The organism is Trichococcus sp. K1Tr, assembly GCF_028309625.1.
Classification (GTDB): domain Bacteria; phylum Bacillota; class Bacilli; order Lactobacillales; family Aerococcaceae; genus Trichococcus.
Window position 1 is genome coordinate 274,769 of sequence record NZ_JAQMHR010000001.1, and the last position, 18,505, is coordinate 293,273.

The 18,505-nt window shown below is 45.9% G+C and carries 13 protein-coding genes; 2 read left to right on the forward strand and 11 right to left on the reverse strand.

The window, feature by feature from the left end:
* Positions 1-2 precede the first annotated feature (2 nt).
* The gene (gene opp3b, locus PH235_RS01295; protein WP_108032494.1) at positions 3-947 is read right to left on the reverse strand and encodes an oligopeptide ABC transporter permease; all 945 of its coding nucleotides are present in this window, start codon (positions 945-947) and stop codon (positions 3-5) included.
* Positions 948-1,116: 169 nt separating this feature from the next.
* Here opp3b and PH235_RS01300 point away from each other — a divergent pair, with 169 nt between their 5' ends.
* The gene (locus PH235_RS01300) at positions 1,117-1,479 is read left to right on the forward strand and encodes a DUF3899 domain-containing protein (RefSeq protein ID WP_272160681.1); all 363 of its coding nucleotides are present in this window, start codon (positions 1,117-1,119) and stop codon (positions 1,477-1,479) included.
* A 54-nt stretch (positions 1,480-1,533) separates the two neighbouring features.
* On the opposite strand, the gene PH235_RS01305 is transcribed toward PH235_RS01300, so the two are convergent.
* The 9 genes from PH235_RS01305 to parE form a co-directional block, all read right to left on the reverse strand.
* The gene (locus PH235_RS01305) at positions 1,534-3,210 is read right to left on the reverse strand and encodes a peptide ABC transporter substrate-binding protein (RefSeq protein ID WP_272160682.1); all 1,677 of its coding nucleotides are present in this window, start codon (positions 3,208-3,210) and stop codon (positions 1,534-1,536) included.
* A 359-nt stretch (positions 3,211-3,569) separates the two neighbouring features.
* The gene (gene pulA / locus PH235_RS01310; RefSeq protein ID WP_272160683.1) at positions 3,570-5,573 is read right to left on the reverse strand and encodes a type I pullulanase; all 2,004 of its coding nucleotides are present in this window, start codon (positions 5,571-5,573) and stop codon (positions 3,570-3,572) included.
* A 140-nt stretch (positions 5,574-5,713) separates the two neighbouring features.
* Positions 5,714-6,667, reverse strand: a complete 954-nt coding sequence (locus tag PH235_RS01315) for a magnesium transporter CorA family protein (RefSeq protein WP_272160684.1) — start codon at positions 6,665-6,667, stop codon at positions 5,714-5,716.
* A 148-nt stretch (positions 6,668-6,815) separates the two neighbouring features.
* Positions 6,816-7,640: a metallophosphoesterase gene (locus tag PH235_RS01320; protein WP_272160685.1), complete on the reverse strand. Its 825-nt coding sequence runs from the start codon at positions 7,638-7,640 to the stop codon at positions 6,816-6,818.
* A 95-nt stretch (positions 7,641-7,735) separates the two neighbouring features.
* On the reverse strand, positions 7,736-8,665 hold the full coding sequence (locus PH235_RS01325; protein ID WP_272160686.1) for a manganese-dependent inorganic pyrophosphatase: 930 nt from the start codon (positions 8,663-8,665) through the stop codon (positions 7,736-7,738).
* Positions 8,666-8,764: 99 nt separating this feature from the next.
* Positions 8,765-9,526, reverse strand: a complete 762-nt coding sequence (gene pflA / locus PH235_RS01330) for a pyruvate formate-lyase-activating protein (RefSeq protein WP_272160687.1) — start codon at positions 9,524-9,526, stop codon at positions 8,765-8,767.
* A gap of 163 nt (positions 9,527-9,689) precedes the next feature.
* Positions 9,690-11,918 carry a formate C-acetyltransferase gene (pflB, locus tag PH235_RS01335; RefSeq protein ID WP_272160688.1) on the reverse strand — a complete coding sequence of 743 codons (2,229 nt, stop codon included), beginning with the start codon at positions 11,916-11,918 and terminating at the stop codon, positions 9,690-9,692.
* A 300-nt stretch (positions 11,919-12,218) separates the two neighbouring features.
* A complete protein-coding gene (parC, locus tag PH235_RS01340) occupies positions 12,219-14,654 on the reverse strand; it encodes a DNA topoisomerase IV subunit A (RefSeq protein WP_272161029.1) in 2,436 nt (811 codons plus the stop codon).
* Between the two features lie 26 nt (positions 14,655-14,680).
* Positions 14,681-16,750: a DNA topoisomerase IV subunit B gene (gene parE, locus PH235_RS01345; protein ID WP_272160689.1), complete on the reverse strand. Its 2,070-nt coding sequence runs from the start codon at positions 16,748-16,750 to the stop codon at positions 14,681-14,683.
* 181 nt (positions 16,751-16,931) lie between these two features.
* Between parE and plsY the strand changes: the two genes are divergently transcribed.
* Positions 16,932-17,537, forward strand: a complete 606-nt coding sequence (plsY, locus tag PH235_RS01350; RefSeq protein ID WP_272160690.1) for a glycerol-3-phosphate 1-O-acyltransferase PlsY — start codon at positions 16,932-16,934, stop codon at positions 17,535-17,537.
* A 95-nt stretch (positions 17,538-17,632) separates the two neighbouring features.
* On the opposite strand, the gene PH235_RS01355 is transcribed toward plsY, so the two are convergent.
* Positions 17,633-18,505 carry an aldose 1-epimerase family protein gene (locus PH235_RS01355; protein ID WP_272160691.1) on the reverse strand — a complete coding sequence of 291 codons (873 nt, stop codon included), beginning with the start codon at positions 18,503-18,505 and terminating at the stop codon, positions 17,633-17,635.

Here is an 18,505-nt window from a genome sequence, read left to right on the forward strand (position 1 = left end):
GCTTATTCCCCTCCTTCTGTAGCGACTCTGATACGAGGGTCGATGATTCCATAAAGGATGTCAACCAACAAAATGACGATGACCAACATGGTCGAATACATCATCGTGACGCCCATGATTGTCGGATAATCATTCGTCAGGATGGATTTTACGAATTGTTCGCCGATGCCAGGGATGGCAAAAATATTTTCCACAACCATCGAGCCTGTCATCAAACCGACTGTCATCGGGCCGATGATAGTGACCAAAGGAATCAACGCATTACGGATACCGTGTTTGAACGCGACTTCCCAACGGCTCAGACCTTTCGCTCTGGCGAGTTCGACATAGTCGCTGCCCAATACGTCGACCATTTCGGTTCGCATGAACCGGGCCGAATCGGCCAGCGGGGAAATGCTCAACGCGATCGTAGGCAGAATCGAAGAACGGAAACCATCATTCCACAAGGCGATCGGCAACACTTTCAGCCATACGCCGAATACCAATTGAAGAATAACTGCAAAAACAAAGTTAGGGATCGAACGGCCGACGATGGCTGTCAAAGTGGCAACTGTATCCACCCAAGTCCCCTGTCTCATTGCTGCGATCACACCCAGCACAATACCGAGAATTGTCCCTATGATAACTGCTTGAAGCCCTAATTGCATGGAGGGCCCAATTCTGCTGCTCAACAAATCCGTAACCGGAGTATTGTTGAACTGGAACGAAACACCCAAGTCTCCACGTACTAGTCCAAATATGTAGACTGCGTATTGGACCAGAATCGGTTTATTCAGTCCATACTTTTCATTCATGATAAAAATTTGTTCTTCAGATAACTTGTCTTGGTTACTGTATGGTGTACCCGGCAAAGCTTTCATCAGAAAAAAAGTTATCGATGCAATCAAAAACAACGTAATTGCCATATATAAAATACGCTTGCCGATGTACTTTGCATAACTTTTCATCGTTTGTCATCCTCCATTGTATAGTTATTTTGTAAATAGCACCTGATAGTATATCATATTTAAATATACAAAAAAGAAAATGAACACAAAATCAAATCATATTTTAATTGAGTTTTCTTTCTTTTTTTTGTACATTTAAAATTGAGAAAACAAAAAGGGGCCAAAATAAGTGAATCTCACAAAAAAAAACGTGCTTGTTTCATTATTCATTTTTGTATGTGCATTGGTTTATCAACTGATTAAATTTGGATCCTTAAGTTGGACCGAAACATCCAACATCCTGTTCATGGTAGCCGGCCTATTATTGATCATCGGTTTGTCCGGACTCGTGTTGGCTTCCGGAAGTTTCGACTTCTTTCACTACAGCGTCAGAAAAACGCTCAGAAGAGAGCCTAAGGAGGATGGCTTCAAAGAACCATTGAATCCGCATGCTTTATCATCTTCCGTCGGGAAAAGTTATCAAAATGTCCTGACTATCGGTCTGTTGTTGTTGGGGATCAGCATTGTCTGTCTCTGGGATTATATTTTATAAATAAAACATCCATCCGGCATGAATGTATGCCAGATGGATTTTTTATTGCCTTAATTAATCCACGTTCTGTGTTCCAGAATTTGAAGCCCATTTATAGGAGTAGTCAGCACCGACTAAGTGCTCGCCCAAATCTGTTACATACGGTTTTTGCAGAACTGCGTAAGAACGTTGATACAGAGGTGCGATACCCGCATCTTCCATCAAGATCTTTTCAGCAGCAAGCAGGCTAGCCCATCTTGCATCAAGGTCAGTCACGTTTGTGCGTGCTTCATCGATCAAAGCATCGTATTCAGCGTTGGAGTAACCGGATTTGTTGTTGCCGTTTTCTGTCTGGAACAATTCCAGGAAGTTGATCGGGTCAGCATAGTCAGCTCCCCATCCAGCTAATTCGATATCGTATTCGCCGGCGGTATCAGCTTCAAGACGGACTTTGAAAGGTACATTACGCAAGGTTACAGTCAAGCCAGGCAGGTTTGTCTGTAATTGGCTTTGCAGGAATTCAGAAGAACGTTTCGCATTTTCTGTGTCATCGCTCAATAATTCCAAAGTGATTGATTCAACACCCAATTCAGCCAAGCCTTGTTCGAAGTATGTTTTAGCTTCTTCAGCATTGAAAGTCAGAAGATCACCATTTTGTTCACGGTAGTCTTCGCCTGTTGAAGGATCCAAAGCAAGTTTTTCAGGAACCAATCCGTTTGCAGGGATAGAACCGTTTTGCAATACAACATCAGCATAAGCTTGTTTGTCGAAAGCCATAGCTAAAGCTTTACGGATGTTGGCATTCTCTAAAGGTGTGCCTTCTCTTTGTTGGTTGAATTTCAAGTAGAATACAGAAGAAGTCGGCATTGTGTGCACTTCAGGATCGCCGGTTCTTTGTGCTACGTATTCACCAGTCAAGATCATGCGGTCGATTGCGTCTGTATCATACAGATTCAAAGCAGTGGAAGTTTCTTTGATGACTTCCACGTTGATTGCTTGCAATTTTACAGCTTCTTTATCCCAATACTCTGCATTAGGTTCATACGTCCATGATAAGCTCGCTGCATCCCAGTTAGCTAACACGAATGGTCCGTTGTACAATAAAGCATCGCTGCTTAATGCATATTGGTCGCCTTGTTCTTCAACAAATGCTTGATTTTGAGGGAAGAACATAGCCAATGTCAAAAGATCTTTGAAGTATGGCACTGGAGAAGTCAATGTGATTTCCAGCGTTTTTTCGTCGATCGCTTTCACGCCTAATTCTTCAGGCCCAACTTCGCCAGCCATGATTTCAGTTGCGTTAGCGATAACGCCGTCCATCATGTAAGAGTATGAAGCAGCCGATGCAGGATCAACCAATTTGCGCCATGAATAAACAAAGTCTGCTGCTGTTACAGGCTCGCCGTTTGACCAGTTTGCTTCATCACGGATAGTGAAAGTGTAGACCAAACCGTCTTCGCTGACTGTAGGATCTTCTGCTGCGATCCCTAATTCAACCGTTCCGTCCAAACCTTGGCGATACAGACCTTCGTTTACGTTGCTTAAAGCAGTGAACGCAACTGTATCTGTAGCCTGCACAGAATCCATTGTAGGAATTTCAGCGCTTTCAACCAGATTTAACACCTGACCACTGCCGTTCGCACCTGCAGACTCTGATGAATCGGCCGTGCTTCCCTCTCCGCCGCATGCAGCTAATACAAGTGCGGAGCTTAAAGATAATAACACTAAAGATGATAGTTTCTTGTTGCCCATATTTCTTTTCCCCCATTCCCTCTGTTTCTATAATTTCTATAGTAAGGTTAATTATAGTTCTGACTGATATTAAAATCAAGTTTGGGAATTTAATAAATTAATTAAAATTAGATTAATATATTCATATTTTCACTTTTTTTGAGTTTATATATCGATATTAGATATATATTGAGAATCTCACACAGCATGTCAGAACATCCGAAAAATAATGAGAGCGGAACCAAACGTTGTCAAAACGGCAAAAACATCTGGTGAACATTTGTTTATTAAGAAACATTGATTTAATATGCAGATATTGATATATTTGCATGATAAAGAGATATTCAATCGTTTTCACAAAAAAATACACGAAACTCTCTTTAAAAATCGTTATAATTCTGGTTTTCTGCGTATAACACGGTCGTTGTATGGGCTTTGACCAGGATTTTCTCCATCGCGGCAGCTTCGGCTTTTCGATCCAGGAAGACCTGGTTGTCTTCGACAAGGATGGCATACTTTCCCTTCTCCATCCGGAAGATCGTATCGCTTCGGTTCGCATTGAAAACGACGATGTACTTTCCCCCTTCGTTCTGCAAGGCAAAGGCAACGATGTTGAAATTTTCGCTGAGCGTTGTGAAATGAGCATCAATTTCATCGAGGGTATGCATCCTGAACAGATACTCCCTTTTGCGCAACGCGATCAGACCTTTCACGTAGGCCACTGATTTTTGGAACGTCGTAACCCGTTCCCATTCAAACTGATTGATTTCGTCAGAGGACTTGTAGCTGTTGGCGTCCCCTTCCTTTGTGCGCAAAAATTCCTGTCCGCCATGGATGAATGGGACACCCTGCGCCAGTAATATGATGCTGGTTGCCAGCGTATGTCTTTTTATGCGCACCTCTTCGCTGTCATTCGGGTTCGAACGCAATAATTTATCATAGAGCGTCAAATTATCGTGCGCCTCCACGTACTGGATGACTTGTTCCGGATCGACATAACTGCTGTGGCTAGAAAGATGCATGCCGCCCTTTATGTTCCGGATCAACAGATCTTCCTGATAATTTTTGCCGCTGATGAAGCCCCTGTCCGTTTCGTCGCCAAAATCGCTGCCTTTCAAAGCTACCCGGATCGAATCGTTGAAATGAGCGATCCTCGGCATCGCTTGCGCATTTTTCTGGGAAGCTTTCAATTCCTCGGGGAGCGGTGTACTCATTTCCCATCCTTCACCGATAATGATGATGGATGGATCGACTTTATCCAGCGCTTCCCGGATCGCGTTCATCGTGACCGAGTCGTGGATGCCCATCAGATCGAAGCGGAAACCATCGAGATGGTATTCTTTTGCCCAATACTTGACGCTGTCGATGATGTACTTGCGCATCATATGCCTTTCCGAGGCTGTGTCATTTCCGACGCCCGTACCGTTCGCCAGCGAGCCATCCTCGTTGTAGCGGTAAAAATACCCCGGGACCGTCCTTTCCAAAGCCTGATCTTTCGGATCGTAGACGTGGTTATAGACGACATCCATGATCACCCTCAAGCCGTTAGCATGCAGTGTTCGGATCATTTCCTTCAATTCGATGATCCGGTTGAATGGATCAAAGGGATCCGTTGAATAGGAACCTTCCGGCACGTTGTAGTTCAGCGGATCATAGCCCCAATTGTATTGCGGTTCCGTCAGATTCGCCTCATCGACTGTGGCATAATCGAACATCGGCAAAACCTGGATATGGGTGATGCCCAAATCAATCAGATAATCCAAACCCGTGCTTATCCCGCTGGGGTTTTTAGTGTTTTTTTCGGTCAGGCCAAGGAATTTTCCTTTATTCGTTATCCCGCTCGTTTCGGAAATGGAAAAGTCCCGGATGTGCAGCTCGTAGATGATTGCCTCTTCCGGGAGACCGAAGGCAGGCAGCCGCTCCCCCCACCCGTCAGGATTCGTCCTGAGCAAGTCAGTAATGACCGATTTTGCACCGTTCACTGTCGTTGCTCGAGCATAAGGATCAACTGTGATCGTTTCGCGGTTATTCAGGAATAGAATGTTATAGACATATATGGTACCATGCTGATCACCTGGCAGGTAAGCTTCAAAAATCCCCTTGGGTTTCTGCACCATCGCCATTTTTAAGGACGGCTTCTTGATGGAATCGTCCGAATAGGTCCAAACTTCCACAAATTTGGCAGTAGGGGCCCATAGCCTCAAAAGCGTGCCTTCTTTTTCATATAGCGCGCCCAGTTCACCGTCATAAGAAAAGTAGTTGTCAAAATCATTCGATCTGACGAACAGAAACATTTCTTTGTCGATTGTTTCCTTATCCCTTTTATCGCTGAAGAGTTTTTCCAAATCGTAGCTCTCCAACCAACTCTGGAAATCCTCCACCATCTCGCATCACCTCCTTCATATAGTATACCAACCAAGGCTGATTTCCTGTACTCAAAAGGCACGGCAAAAAGCGCAACCGGATGAATTAATTGCCGGTTACGCTTCCTTGTGATGCCACCTGCCTCTGTTCACCTTCCATGTCAGAAGTAATCTTTCTTCTTCAGCCAATAGACCGTTAAGAAGCAGAGGACGATTGTGATCAGACTGGTGATGCCGAACGCCCACGGATGATTTTCGAAGGGCAGGTCGACATTCATGCCCCAGAAACCTGCCATGATGGTCGGGATCGTCAGGACGATGGTGATAGAAGTCAATACTTTCATGATATTGTTCAAGTTGTTTGTAATCACGCTCGAAAATACTTCGCTCAGCTGATCGATCATCTTGCTTGATTCGGTGACCATCACTTCGGCTTGGTTTGAGATATCGATGATATCGTGCAGCAATTCCTGGCTTTGCGCATCATCTCCTAGCACCGACTCATGGATGGACTCTGTTATCAAAGGATGATTTTTGTTGATGGATGTCTCAAAATATACCAAGCTCTTGTGGAGGGCAATCAGCTTGTAAAAATATTCATTATGGGTGGCACTGGTGATCTGAATCTGCAGGTCCTCGATGATGCCATCGATTTCCCTCAAATGATGAACAAAACTCTTTGTCAATTCCCATAATATATACAAAATGATGTGATGTTGAGTTGTTGCTGGTTCATTTTTGAATGACTCGTTCTTCATGATGCGTGTCAAAAAGGAAGGCGTTTCTTTGCAGACAGTGATCAGGGTCCCATTGACCGTTATGATCGATAAGGGGTACGTATGGAACTCCGTATATTTTTCCTGCACCGAGCGCAGTTGAGGGAAGAGAACGATCAGAAGATTGACGTTGTCCCCTGCACCACTTTTGACTTTCTCTTGTCGCGGGATCTCATACTCATCCAACGAGTCCATGATATAATCCTTCGGGATGCCAAAAATAGTCATCAGATCCTCAACGTCATCGGCGCTCGGATTCTCGATATGAATCCAATCAGCCGCTTTCCAATTCTTCGTCTGCGTGTAAACCCCTTTATCTGACAAGTCGAATGCTCTCATTGAACTCCACCTCTAACCTGTTGTATTATTCTGAATGTGCGTGCCTACAAGATAAGCATAACTTATTTTTGCCAAAAGGAAAGCGATAACCATCTCGCAAAGGTTGTGCCCTTTCCGGTCACTAAACCACTAGAGGCAAAGCTGCCGATTACACGTCAACCATGATTTCTTCCATAGTATAGGCCATTTCGATGTAAGGGTCCTCCGTATACCAATGCCGCGCACTGCCGAGGCAGGCGCAATAGAAGGTTGTACCATTCTCCTGCAGTATTTTCCGGAAGTGGACATGGCCCATGATGCTGTGCGTAATCGGATAGCGGTCATACACTTGCATATAGCTTTTGCTGCCGAGGAAAGCATTGTAGTAATCGTATACCTTGTGCGGGAGCGGGATGACGAATTGCGGATGCGTCACAACATGTGTCATCATGATTATTTTCCGGTCGCTGACGGCTCTCAGGTCGTTTTCCAGTTCCTCCTGCATGGCAGCTGCAACCGAGCGATCGTCGTTCTGCCAATGCACATACTGGCGGTCATTCCAACCGCCGACTTTCAGCTTTTTTCTGGAAAATTCTTCTATTGTATAGCGGTCACTGGCGAACCCATAATCATACCAGCCCGGATTCCCCACCACTGCCCAATCCTTTCCGATCAGAAACGGATTTCCGACAGGATTTTCATCCCGCTCCTTGAACAACCGATAGATGCGGTCCGTATCCTCTTCATGGTTGCGGATGGACCAAAAATCATGGTTTCCGGGTACGAATTGGATTTTCGAAACGTTGTGATCCCGCATGCGGTCCAGGAAAGCAAAGGTATCGTGGTAATCGGAAGAGACATCCCCCGCCAACAAAAGCAAATCGATTTCTTGATTATAGAGCAGCTCCGCCAAGAGATGGTCATACGTCTGACCCGGCGCCAGCCTTTTCGCGTTCGAGTCGATATGCAGGTCCGACAATACCCCAATTTTCACGTCCTCACCCCCCTTCTGTACTTTGCTTTCGGTGTGAAAAAAAGCGAAGTTGCATATCAGATTAACTGAGTTGCAGCTTCGCCCTTATACAGTGATTATTTTGAGAATGCTTCCGTCAGTGGCGGCACTACTTGTTTTTTGCGTGAAACAACACCAGGAAGCAATGCAACATTCTCGTTCAACGAGACGCCGAATGCTGCTTCGACTGTGTCCAAATGCGAACCGACAGCCAACAAAGCCGAATCGCTGTCGATGATGTTTGTGATCACCAACAAGAAGACATCATACCCTTGCGTACCGTTTTCAGCTTCCATAGCGGCAACAAGCTCAACTTGTCTATTCAGAACATCTTGAACGTCGACGGTATTCACTTGTGCGATGCGGACGTTTTTGTCGCCCATCGGGAAGGATTTCGCGTCCAAAGTCAACAATTCAGCAATCGATTTATCGTCCAGATTCGTTCCGGCTTTAAGCATTGCAAGGCCATATTCATTCAAAGAAACACCGGCGATTTCCGTCAAAGCTGCTGCCGCTGCTTCATCTTCCGGCGTGCATGTCGGCGATTTGAACAACAACGTGTCGGAAATGATGGCAGAAAGCATCAGGCCGGCGATGTCGGCAGGGATCGCGATGTTCTTTTCTTTGTACATTTTGTAAAGGATCGTATTTGTGCAACCGACTGGTTCCGCACGGTAATACAACGGGTTGGCCGTTTCGAAGTTCGCGATGCGGTGGTGATCCACGACGGCATACACTTCGACCTCTTTGATGTCGCTGACGCTTTGTTGCGCTTCGTTATGGTCGACCAAAGCAACCGTATCCGTTTCGTTTGCCGCAGTCGCGATGACGCGCGGAGCCTCTGTCTTGAATTGGTTCAGAGCGTAGGCTGTTTCCTCACTCGGCAAGCCAAGCGCCACGGCTTCGGCTTCGATTCCGTTTTGATTCAGATAGTAAGCATATGCGATAGCGGATGTAATCGCATCCGTATCCGGATTTTGGTGCCCAAAAACTAACAGTTTGTTCATTCAATTCACTCTCTCTTCCATTGTCTAAAATTATCATAATAAAAAAGGAAGAAAAGAGCAATGGCAATTCTCTTTTCTTCCTTGAAAAATAGTATTATTTTACAGATCCAAATAACCTTTGTAGTCTTCTGTATGCAGAAGTTTTCTGGCATTTTCGACGCGCTCGGCGGTAGGTGGATCGATACCCTCCAATTGATAAGGGATTCCCAATGTTTCCCACTTGTAGACGCCCATTTTATGGTAAGGCAGAATCTCAACTTTGACGATATTTTTCAATGTTTTCAGGAAAGCATCCAGACGGATCAAGAAATCATCATAGTCTGTCCGCTCCGGAATCAGCACGTGGCGGATCCAAACCGGCTGATTGATTTCCGATAAATATTTCGCCAGTTCGATGATGCTTTCGTTCGGCCACATCGTCAATTCTTTGTGCTTCCCGCTGTCGATGTGCTTGATGTCCAGCAGGATCAGGTCTGTCACAGCCAACAGTTTGTTGAATTGGCTGAAGAAAGGCTCGTCATAAGTGAATGGCAAGCCGCAGGTGTCCAAAGTCGTATGCACGCCCTGGGCTTTGGCTTTCGTGAACAATTCGATCAAAAAATCGATCTGCAGCAACGGTTCGCCGCCACTGACGGTGATGCCGCCTTTTTGCCCCCAGAAGGGCTTGTATTGCAGGGCCATGTTCAGCAATTCATCGCTTGTCATCTCGTTGCCGCCACCGATGTTCCAAGTGTCCGGGTTATGGCAGAATTGGCAACGCATGCGGCAGCCTTGCATAAATATAATAAAACGGATTCCTGGTCCATCAACGGAACCGAAACTCTCTGTTGAATGCACAAATCCTTTTAAGGGTTCAGTCATTTCAAAAAACTCCTCTGTCGTTTATTTCTTAACTTCATTGTATATCGCGTAAGGAATATTTCCTATCAAAAAGAGCGAAAGTTCGCTCCCTTTGATAGAAAACGGATGAATCAAATGATCCATCCGTTTAAATTTATACGATTACTATGCAAGTTGGAGCAAATTACATCATTTCGTGCATTGTACGGTTGATGACGTCCATTTGTTGTTCGCGAGTCAACTTGATGAAGTTAACAGCGTATCCGGAAACACGGATCGTCAATTGTGGGTAGTTTTCTGGGTGATCCATAGCGTCAAGCAATGTTTCACGGTTGAATACGTTAACGTTCAAGTGGTGGCCGCCTTTAGTGATGTAGCCATCCATCATTGCAGTCAAGTTTTCTTTTTGGACTTCTTCTTCACGTCCCAAAGCTTTAGGGATGATTGAGAATGTATTTGAGATACCATCCAATGAATATTTGTAAGGGATCTTAGCTACTGAAGACAAACTTGCCAAAGCGCCGTGAGTATCTCTTCCGTGCATTGGGTTAGCACCAGGTGCGAATGGTTCGCCGGCTTTACGTCCGTCTGGCGTGCTACCAGTTTTCTTGCCGTAAACCACGTTTGAAGTGATTGTAAGGATAGAAGTTGTCGGGATAGAGTTGCGGTATGTTTGGTGTTTCTTGACTTTGCCCATGTATTGTTTCAACAAGTCGATACCGATTTGGTCAGCGCGATCGTCATTGTTACCATATTTAGGGAAGTCGCCTTCGATTTCGAAGTCAACAGCAATGCCGTTTTCATCACGGATCGGTTTAACTTTTGCGTATTTGATAGCAGAAAGTGAATCGATTGTAACAGAGAAACCAGCCACACCAGTTGCCAATGTGCGGACAACGTGTGTATCATGCAAAGCCATTTCCAATGATTCGTATGAATATTTGTCATGCATGTAGTGGATAACGTTCAATGTATTCACATACAAAGCTACGATCCAGTCCATCATTACATCGAATTTTTCAGAAACTTCAGCGTAATCAAGGTATTCTGAAGTGATTGGTTGCAATTTAGGTCCAACTTGTTTTTTCTTCGTTTCGTCAACTCCGCCGTTGATTGCGTAAAGCAATGTTTTAGCCAAGTTAGCACGCGCTCCGAAGAATTGCATTTGTTTCCCGATTCTCATCGCGGATACGCAGCAAGCGATACCGTAGTCGTCGCCCCATTCAGTGATCATGATATCATCATTTTCGTATTGGATAGCGCTTGTTTCGATAGACATTTTAGCACAGTATTTCTTGAATCCTTCAGGCAATTTAGTTGACCAAAGTACTGTCAAGTTAGGCTCTGGAGCTGCTCCTAAGTTAGTCAATGTGTTCAAGAAACGGAAGCTTGATTTTGTGACCATTGAGCGGCCATCATGTGCCATACCCGCGATTGATTCAGTAACCCATTGTGGATCTCCTGAGTACAATTCTTGGTATTCTGGCGTACGTGCAAATTTGATCATACGTAATTTCATTACGAAGTGGTCAACGATTTCTTGTGCTGTTTCTTCAGTCAATGTTCCGTTTTCAAGATCGCGTTGGATATAGATATCCAAGAAAGTTGAAGTACGGCCTAATGACATTGCTGCACCATTTTGTTGTTTAACAGCAGCCAAGTAACCGAAGTATAACCATTGGAAAGCTTCTTGAGCGTTTGTTGCTGGTTTGGAAATATCGAAACCGTAGATGTTTCCTAATTCTTTCAATTCTTTCAAAGCGCGGTACTGTTCGCTGAATTCTTCTCTCAAACGGATGATTTCTTCAGTCATCGTGCCGTCGCCGATTTTAGCGAATTCATTTAATTTGTCTTGCATCAGGAAGTCCACACCGTATAAAGCTACACGACGGTAGTCGCCGATGATGCGTCCGCGGCCGTATGCATCCGGCAAGCCAGTGATGACGCCGGTTGTTCTTGCTGCACGCATTTCTGGAGTGTAAGCGTCAAATACGCCTTGGTTATGTGTTTTTCTGTACTGGCGGAAAATCATTGAAACTTCTGGGTCTACTTTGTAGCCAGCTTCTTCACAAGCCTGTTCGCTCATGCGGATACCGCCGAAAGGCATCAAGCTGCGTTTAAGTGGTTTTTCAGTTTGGAAACCGACGATTTGCTCTTTTTCTTTGTTCAGGTAGCCTGCTGAATGAGATGTGATGGAAGATACAACTTTTGTATCCATGTCCAATACGCCGCCAGCTTCTCTTTCTTGCTTAGTAAGATCCATAACTTGATCCCATAATTGAGTAGTGGTTTCAGTAGGACCAGCCAAGAAGCTTTCGTCGCCTGTGTATTCAGAGAAGTTGTTGATGATGAAGTCTCTTACGTCGACTTCGTCTTTCCAAGTTTTTCCTTTAAACCCTTGCCATTGTTCCATTATATATTCCTCCTATAAAGTGCTTTCACATTGTGATATGTGTAACAGGTTTCTACATGAATATTATAACACGCACAGTGGAAAGTGCAACAACTATCAATCTTTTTTTTGAACTTTTTGTAAACTTTTTGAAAATTATTTATAAACACCGTCATATCAACGTTTATAAAATTAAAAAAATGATTCCGGCTTCCGATTAGTTAGTGAAACCTTTATTTTGTCAAAAAATCTGTTTCATAAAAAAACGGAAACTGTACTATTACACAGTTTCCGTTTTGGCTTTTTGTTTATAACAGTTAATTAGAAAATTCTAATTTGTGAAAAATCAAACTCTTTCTCGATGTCCGATACTTCGCCATCCGTCTTCTCGTTGATTGCGAAGCTGCCGTTGGAATACCTTGGACTGAACGGTATTTCTTTGCTTTCCGCCACGACGCTGTTGCCAGCTGTGGTGCGGATTGCATAACGGTTGGGCAATGATAATTCGCAATCCATGAAGATGATGCGGTGCGGTTTGGCCTTCAATTCCTTCAGAAGCATCAATCCCCGTTTCGCGCGGCCCAAAATCGGGACTTCGCCGGACTTGAATTTTTTGATGTTCCCTCTTTGCGTGATTACCAGGACAGGGAATTCCTCATCCCCTTCTTTAAAGGCTGCACCCCCGACCACAATGTCACCGTCCTTCAGATTGATTGATTTGACTCCGCTGGCCCGGGTTCCGATGATGCCTACTTCATTCACGGCGTAACGCAGGCTGAAGCCGAAATGCGTCACAAGGAGCACATCGTAGTTTTGTTTATCCTCCAAGCGTTGGATGGAGACAATCGCGTCCGTCTCGCTCTTCAGCTTCATGGCGACCGCTTTTTTGTTTCTGTAGCCGCGGAAAGTCCGGAAGTCGCTCATCAGTGTCTGTTTGATGTAGCCTTCTTTTGATACGAAAAGGATTGTCCCGGTTGGTTCGCTGTTGTTAGGGAGAATCTCTACGCTGATGATCTTTTCTTCCGGAGCGAAAGGAATGTTCTGCGAGATATGGTGCCCCGTATCTTTCCATTTCAATTCCGGCAACTCGTGGATAGGGAAGTGAAGGTAGTCTCCCTTGCTGGTGAACATCACGATCGCATCAAGCGTCGAAGCTTTGCCGACAAAAAGCGGTTTATCCCCTTCGCGCAATCCGATTTCTTCGATAGTCGAGGCTCCGAAAGAGCGCAGGCTCGTGCGCTTGTAGTAGCCCTCTTTTGTGACCACGACAACGACTTCTTCCACCGGCACGAGAACTTCCGTATCGATTTTGATTTCCTCGATTTCATGCTGGATCGTAGTCCGGCGAGGGTTCGCGTATTGTTTCTTGACTGCGGCGAGCTCTGTCTTCATCACAGCGTACAACGTTTTTTCCTGCTTCAGGATTTCTTGGTAAGTCGCAATTTGCTCATTCAGTTCCAACTTTTCGTTCTGCAGGGCGGTGATATCCGTATTGGATAAACGGTACAACTGCAGGGAAACAATCGCTTCCGACTGTGGTTCCGAAAAAGCATACTGCTTCATCAGATTCTGTTTTGAGTCCTTTTTGTCTTTACTGTCGCGGATCAATTGGATGACTTCATCGAGAATCGAAATGACTCTGATCAAAGCATCGACAATATGCAGGCGCGTTTCGGCCTTCTTCAGGCTGTAGTTCGTCCGGCGGGTGATGACGATTTTCTGGTGACGGATATAGGCTTTCAGTATTTGGTGCAAGCCGACTTGCATCGGACGGCGCTCGTCGATAGCGACCATATTGAAGTTATAGTTCACTTGCAGATCCGTATTTTTAAGCAGATAGTTGAGGATCCCCTCTGCATTCGCTTCTTTTTTCAATTCGACGACGATCTGCAGCCCCGAGCGGTCTGATTCATCCCGCACTTCGGCGATCCCTTCGATTTTGCGGTTGATGCGGATTTCGTCCATCCGCTTCACTAGTGTCGCTTTATTGATGTCATAAGGGATTTCCGAAATGACGATCTGCTGTTTGCCGCCGCGGATGCTCTCTATGGAAGTGCGCGAACGGACGACAACTTTTCCTTTGCCGGTGTTATAGGCGTCCTTCAGGCCATCCAAGCCCTGTATGATCGCCCCGGTAGGGAAATCGGGTCCTTTTACATATTTCATGAGTGCTTGGAGCTCCGCCTCAGGGTGATCGATCAGATGCAAGGTCGCATCGATGACTTCGCCTAAATTATGCGGTGGGATATCGGTCGCGTAACCGGCGGAAATACCGGTGGCGCCGTTCACCAGAAGATTCGGGTAGCGAGCCGGCAAAACGGTCGGCTCCTGGTCAGTATCATCGAAGTTCAGCACAAAGTCTACCGTTTCCTTGTCGATGTCGCGCAACAGTTCAGCGGAAATTTTTGACAATCGGGCCTCGGTATACCGCATCGCTGCGGCTGAGTCCCCATCCATACTCCCGTTATTGCCGTGCATTTCGACCAATACTTCCCGCATCTTCCAATCCTGACTCAACCGGACCATCGCTTCATAGACACTGGAATCGCCATGCGGATGGTAATTACCGATTACATTCCCGACAGTTTTAGCCGATTTGCGGAAGCCTTTGTCCGAAGTGTTCCCGGCAACATCCATCGCGTACAGGATCCGCCTTTGGACAGGCTTCAGTCCGTCGCGGATATCAGGCAAAGCACGCTCTTGGATGATGTACTTCGAGTATCTTCCGAAGCGGTCCCCCATTACGTTTTCAAGCATCAGCTCTTTGATTTCCAGATTATCCACTATAGTTCACCACTTTCAAAATCTAACGAAATTTGCTCCATGTCATGAGCGGTCTGCTGATCCGAAAATTCCTTCTTCACTTTCTCCTGCAGATGCGCCTCCCCACTATCGGACGCTGGTGCAATGTCTTCCTCAAGAATGCTCTTATTGTCGGACATCGAAAACTCGACATGCTTCTCGATCCATTTCCTTCGCGGTTCGACTTTGTTCCCCATCAGCGTCGTTACCCGGCGCTCCGCTTGGGCCTTGTCATCGATCAGCACCCGGATCAACGTCCTGGTTTCAGGATCCATCGTGGTATCCCACAGCTGATCCGCGTTCATTTCCCCGAGCCCTTTGTACCGTTGCAGGATATAGCCCTTGCCGATGATGTCGATTTTTTCCTGCAGTTCCTTTTCGGTCCATGCGTACTGGATTTTTTCGTTCTTGCCGAAGCCCTTGGATACTTTGTATAGGGGCGGCTGCGCCAGATATATTTTCCCGGCTTCCAGCAACGGTTTCATGTAACGGTAAAAGAAAGTCAGCAACAGGATCTGAATGTGCGCACCATCCGTGTCCGCATCCGTCATGATGATGATTTTGTCGTAATTGCAATCCTTAATGTCGAAATCCGCCCCGACCCCTGCACCTACTGTGTAGATGATCGTGTTGATTTCCTCGTTCTTCAAAATATCCTGCATACTCGCGCGTTCTGTATTGATGACTTTCCCACGCAACGGGAGTATCGCCTGGAACTTGCGGTCGCGCCCTTGTTTGGCGGATCCGCCGGCGGAATCACCCTCGACCAGATACAGTTCGTTCTTTTTCGGGTTTTTGCTTTGTGCAGGCGTCAGCTTGCCGGACAACAGCGATTCGTTTTTTTGGCGTTTTTTGCCGTTTCGCGTCTCTTCACGGGCTTTACGCGCTGCATTCCTGGCCTCTCTGGCTTTGAGTGATTTTCTGGCAAGCATTTGGGCTGTTTCGCCATTTTCTGTCAAGTAAATGCTCAATTTTTCGCTGATGAGGCCATCAACGGCTGCCCGCGCTTGCGGCGTGCCTAATTTTTCCTTCGTCTGGCCTTCGAACTGGAGCAGATTCTCCGGTACGCGCAGGGACAATACTGCCGAAAGTCCTTCGCGGACATCGCTGCCTTCGAGATTCTTTTCCTTCTCTTTGATCAGGTTCATTTTTCTCGCGTATTCATTGAAGGCTTTGGTGATGGCTGTCTTTGCACCGGTTTCGTGTGTGCCACCATCCTTTGTGCGGACGTTGTTGACGAATGACAGGATCGTTTCCGAATAGCCGTCGTTGTACTGGAATGAGAACTCGATCTCGATCCCATCGGCTTCCCCGTTGAAATACACAACATCATGCAACGTATCCTTTTCTTCATTTAAGTAAGTAACGAATTCCTTGATTCCTTCTTCGAAGAAAAAAGTATCGCTTTGTTCGGTCCGCTCATCCTTCAGCGTGATGGTTAAGCCTTTCAACAAAAAGGCTGATTCCCGGAACCGTTCCGCCAGCATATCGTAGGACAGCTGCGCTGTTCCGAAAACCTCTTTGTCAGGCAAAAAATGAATCAACGAGCCGGATGCTTTAGCAGTGGTTTTTGCTTTGGTCAATTTACTGGCAGGTTTTCCGCCATCTTTGAATTTCATTGTATAGAGTGTGCTCTCCCGGATGACCGATACTTCCAGCCATTTGGAAAGGGCATTGACGACACTCGCGCCCACTCCGTGAAGACCTCCTGAAGTTTTATAGCCGCCCTGGCCGAATTTCCCTCCAGCGTGAAGCACGGTGAAAATGACTTGGATGGTTGGCACCCCTGAAGCGTGCAACCCGGTGGGCATGCCGCGTCCGTTGTCTTTGACGCTGATGCTCTGGTCTTCATGGATCGTGATGTCGATTTTATCAGCATAACCCGACAAGGCCTCATCTACCGCATTATCGACTATCTCATATACTAAATGATGCAATCCGCGGGCATCAGTCGAACCGATATACATCCCCGGCCGTTTTCTGACTGCTTCAAGACCTTCCAACACTTGGATGGAATCATCATTGTATTTATTCTCTTTATTTTGTGCCATAAAAAAACTCCTTCGTATCTGTTCTAACCGAACATCTATTCTATCATACTGTATAACTTTCACTTTGGAAAGTATAAAAAACGAGACGGAATTCTGCCTCCTATAGGAAAACTGCGGATAAAATGGTAAAATGAACTGCAATTGTATATTAACTGAGTATCAACTTAGGAGTGAAGTGAGAATGACAGCAATCGTCATCGTCCTGGCCTATCTTTTGGGTTCCATCCCGTCAGGCATTTGGATCGGAAAATATTTTTATCAAACAGACATCCGCAAATACGGCAGCGGAAACAGCGGAACGACCAACACCTTCCGCGTATTAGGAAAAAAAGCCGGCAGCATCGTCCTGATCATGGACATGCTCAAAGGCTCGGCGGCAACCTTATTGCCGATTTGGCTGGGAGTCGAAATCCATCCCTTATTGGCCGGGGTTGTTGCAGCCTTAGGGCATACGTACCCCCTTTTCGCTGGATTCAAAGGCGGCAAAGCCGTTGCCACCAGCGCGGGTATCATGTTGGCCTACAATCCGCTTTTTTTTGGGGAAGCAATCATCGCTTTCGTCATCTACCTCTACTTCTCCAGAATGGTCAGCCTATCCAGCATCCTGGTCAGTTTTACAGCGGTCGCTCTTTCCTTCTTCTTTAACGATTGGCCATTGACGCTCGTTACGATCCTTTTGACGATCTTCATCATCTATCGCCATCGTTCCAATATTTATCGGATCAGAAATGGAACGGAAAGCAAAGTGCCTTTCGGCTACAAATCGAAGAGCGCTAAAGAAAAATAACAGAATAAGGCGGGGCCGTAAATCATCGTTGATTTACGGCCCCGCCTTTTGTCAGGTCCAAAGACAAACGCTGCCTGGCCTATCAGACGACTGAATTAAAAGAAATCGACCCGATGGACATAATAACGTTTATTCCCGGGTTCAAGCGATTGGATGGCTGTTTTCCGTTCCAGTTCCCCGTCCGAATCCGACCGGTCAGCAAGTCCGCACCAAGGTTCCAAACAAACATAAGTGGCGTCTTCCTGAGGCTTCGTCCAGATGCCCAAGTATTCGAAATCCTCATAGGACATCGTGACCCCATGCTCACTTTTATCGGAAGCCAGCGTCACGGTTGTCGGTTCCGGCGTTTTGAAAATGATGGCATCATTCAAAAAGAGATCCCTTTGCAGTGGGAATTTGTTCTGTGCCACTTCAACCGTTTTGTCAGTCGCAAGGTAAGGACCATCCAGGAACAAGCGTTGGCGGGAAGTTTCCGGAGTCATTTTGATGTAGTAATCCTCGAATGTTTCCCCTTCCGTCAATGGCACATTAAAGCCCGGGTGTCCGCCGATCGAGAAATACATCTTGTTTGCATCAAGGTTCTTCACTTTGTAGCTGATCGACAATTGACTCTCGAACAATTGATAAGTCAACTGCAGTTCAAATGAAAATGGATAAACATCTTTGAAATCACCATTCGGCGCAAGGATGAAGGTAATGCTGTCAGTCAAACGCTCATGCACCGAAAATTTCGAATCGCGCGCAAATCCGTGTTGCCCCATTGTGTAAGTTTTATCGTTATGTCGGAAGGTATCATCCTTCAGGCGTCCGACAAAAGGGAACAGGATCGGCGCATGTCTGTTCCAAACTTTTTCATCAGCCTGCCAAATATATTCGATGCCGGTTTTCTTTGCGATTACACTGGTGATTTCTGCACCTTTATCTTTTACGGTTACTTTAAGGTGCTGATTTTCGATTACAAACTCCAT

What these genes read in the sequence shown, in the direction of transcription:
- pulA (WP_272160683.1), bottom strand. Translation starts at nt 5,573, where the DNA reads ATGGTGGAGGATTTCCAGAGTTGGTTGGAGAGCTACGATTTGGAAAAA.
- pflA (WP_272160687.1), bottom strand. Translation starts at nt 9,526, where the DNA reads ATGACTGAACCCTTAAAAGGATTTGTGCATTCAACAGAGAGTTTCGGT.
- PH235_RS01355 (WP_272160691.1), bottom strand. Translation starts at nt 18,505, where the DNA reads ATGGAGTTTGTAATCGAAAATCAGCACCTTAAAGTAACCGTAAAAGAT.
- parE (WP_272160689.1), bottom strand. Translation starts at nt 16,750, where the DNA reads ATGGCACAAAATAAAGAGAATAAATACAATGATGATTCCATCCAAGTG.
- plsY (WP_272160690.1), top strand. Translation starts at nt 16,932, where the DNA reads ATGACAGCAATCGTCATCGTCCTGGCCTATCTTTTGGGTTCCATCCCG.
- opp3b (WP_108032494.1), bottom strand. Translation starts at nt 947, where the DNA reads ATGAAAAGTTATGCAAAGTACATCGGCAAGCGTATTTTATATATGGCA.
- pflB (WP_272160688.1), bottom strand. Translation starts at nt 11,918, where the DNA reads ATGGAACAATGGCAAGGGTTTAAAGGAAAAACTTGGAAAGACGAAGTC.
- PH235_RS01325 (WP_272160686.1), bottom strand. Translation starts at nt 8,665, where the DNA reads ATGAACAAACTGTTAGTTTTTGGGCACCAAAATCCGGATACGGATGCG.
- parC (WP_272161029.1), bottom strand. Translation starts at nt 14,654, where the DNA reads ATGCTTGAAAACGTAATGGGGGACCGCTTCGGAAGATACTCGAAGTAC.
- PH235_RS01315 (WP_272160684.1), bottom strand. Translation starts at nt 6,667, where the DNA reads ATGAGAGCATTCGACTTGTCAGATAAAGGGGTTTACACGCAGACGAAG.
- PH235_RS01305 (WP_272160682.1), bottom strand. Translation starts at nt 3,210, where the DNA reads ATGGGCAACAAGAAACTATCATCTTTAGTGTTATTATCTTTAAGCTCC.